At 31.4% G+C, this 2,067-nt stretch carries 3 protein-coding genes and 1 pseudogene; all 4 read left to right on the top strand.

Features of this window, described 5'->3' with window-relative positions:
* The first annotated feature begins 181 nt into the window (after positions 1-181).
* Positions 182-739 (top strand): hypothetical protein, encoded by a 558-nt coding sequence (locus ACMOUI_RS04825; RefSeq protein WP_418964604.1) that lies wholly within the window; start codon positions 182-184, stop codon positions 737-739.
* Positions 736-1,584 (top strand): ethanolamine utilization protein EutJ, encoded by an 849-nt coding sequence (gene eutJ, locus ACMOUI_RS04820; RefSeq protein WP_418964603.1) that lies wholly within the window; start codon positions 736-738, stop codon positions 1,582-1,584. Before ACMOUI_RS04825 ends, eutJ begins: the two co-directional genes overlap by 4 nt.
* Before the next feature lie 17 nt (positions 1,585-1,601).
* Positions 1,602-1,862: a EutN/CcmL family microcompartment protein gene (locus ACMOUI_RS04815; RefSeq protein WP_418964602.1), complete on the top strand. Its 261-nt coding sequence runs from the start codon at positions 1,602-1,604 to the stop codon at positions 1,860-1,862.
* Positions 1,863-1,880: 18 nt separating this feature from the next.
* Positions 1,881-2,067: pseudogene (locus ACMOUI_RS04810) on the top strand (hypothetical protein); the annotation flags it as partial.

Raw genomic sequence — 2,067 nt, 5'->3', positions numbered from 1 at the left:
ATCATAAGATGGGTGTAAATAAGTATGAACAATTAGGTATGGAATATGAGATGAAGGGTGAGTTTCAGTTAACTAATGATGAATTAGACCAGATAGAAAATTTAATAAAAAAATATGATTTACATGCTAGAGTTATACGTCATTAATTATTAGTTGTCTAAAACTATAGAGGGTGAAAGAGATGCTTAAATTTATAACTGAGGAGTATCTGAGAGAGCTATATAGAAAAGAGCCTTTTGAATGCTTCCAAATAGAGCAAAACCAAAGGTTAACTCCTGGAGGAAGACAGTATCTATTAGACAGAAAAGTAAGAATAGAAAATTTTGATGAAAATAAAAAAAAGACTCAAGTTGTTTTAGATAAAAAAAATATTTATAGACTTAGAAGTCTAGAGATGGAGATCTACTCTTTGGTCAGTGAACTTTTAAATAAAGATATAAAAGTTGCTGCAGAAATTTTAGAGATAGGTAAAGTCCTAAAAAATGTATCAGATACCCTAGAGGGAAAGTGTGAGCTCTTAAAACTTCAAGAGGAAATATCTTGTAGTGAGAGCCAAAATCCAAATGAAAGTTATCTATATTTTAAAAATGGAAGATATATATTTTCTTTAAAAAAATTAATTTTTGAACTACATCTTTGTAAAGAGATATTTTTAAAAAATGAGGATATTGTTGAAAATGTTGATTGGATGATTAGTAAGATGGAAAAAGTAGTGCTTCACATGATGGAGGAGTTATGAATTTAGAAAAAATTGCAGATTTTGATTATTGTGATAGCTTAGTGGCTGAATTTGAAAAAGTTATAAAAAATCCAAAGTTAACAAAATCATCTGTATATTATACAGGAGTGGATTTAGGTACAGCTTGTGTGGTGCTGGCAGTTTTAGATGAAAACTATAATCCAGTGGCGGGAGCATACAGATATGCTGATGTTGTAAAAGATGGTATGGTAGTTGATTATATTGGAGCTATAAATATAGTTAGAGAGTTGAAAAAAGAGATTGAGGATAAATTAAATACAGAACTTTTATATGCAGCAGCAGCAATTCCACCTGGAACAGATAGTTTAGATGGAGGAGCTATTAAAAATGTAGTTCAGGCAGCGGGATTTGAATTGACAAATCTTTTAGATGAACCGACAGCGGCAAACCAAGTTTTAAAAATAAAAAATGGTGCAGTAGTTGATATCGGTGGTGGGACCACAGGAACTTCAATTCTAAAAAATGAAGAGGTTATATCAGTGGCAGATGAAGCCACTGGAGGAACACACTTCTCTTTAGTGGTTTCAGGAACATATGGAAAACCATTTAAAGAAGCTGATGAGTTTAAAAGAGATATCAGAAATCATAAAGAGTTACTTCCAATTCTTAAACCAGTTATAGAGAAAGTAGCATCAATAATAAATAGTCACATTGCTGGATACCATATTGAAAATATAGTGCTAGTTGGAGGAACAGCTTGCTTAACGGGAATAGAGGAGATTATTCAAAAAAATGTTAAAGTAAATGTGTACAAACCTAAAAATCCAATGTTTGTAACACCGTTAGGAATAGCTTTAAGTTGCACACAAGAGATATTAGATTAAAGTTATAGGGAGAAAAAATGATTATAGCAAAAATAATAGATAATGTTTGGGCAACAAGAAAAGCGGATGAGCTAAATGGTTTAAAATTTATGCTAGCAGAAGAGATAGATGGGACAACAACTGGAAAAAGATTGGTAGCGGTAGATGTTATTGGAGCTGGAATAGGCGATAGGGTTATTATAAGCACAGGATCTTCAGCTAGAGAGATGATTGGAAGAAGTGTTCCAGTGGATGCTGTTGTAGTTGGAATAATCGATGAAGATTGTAAGTTAAAATAGTTTGGAAAGGAGAAAAACTTGAAAAAACTAATATGTGCAAAAGATTTAGAAGACATCTTAGAAAGTGGAGCGAAAGAGATTGTAATAGATAAAGATACAATTTTAACTCCGTCAGCAAAAGATATTATAAAAAATAGTGATATTACAGTTTTAATAAAAGAGCAAAAAGTGGAAAATGAAGATTTAAAAGATATAGATATGGATA

The organism is Cetobacterium sp. (assembly GCF_048470075.1).
In the GTDB taxonomy this organism is placed as follows: Bacteria; Fusobacteriota; Fusobacteriia; order Fusobacteriales; family Fusobacteriaceae; genus Cetobacterium_A.
The sequence above is the reverse complement of the archived record's forward strand: the minus strand, read 5'-3'. Positions and strand labels throughout refer to the sequence as shown.

Coding starts and splice junctions, on each gene's coding strand:
- ACMOUI_RS04815 (WP_418964602.1), top strand. CDS start 1,602: ATGATTATAGCAAAAATAATAGATAATGTTTGGGCAACAAGAAAAGCG.
- ACMOUI_RS04825 (WP_418964604.1), top strand. CDS start 182: ATGCTTAAATTTATAACTGAGGAGTATCTGAGAGAGCTATATAGAAAA.
- eutJ (WP_418964603.1), top strand. CDS start 736: ATGAATTTAGAAAAAATTGCAGATTTTGATTATTGTGATAGCTTAGTG.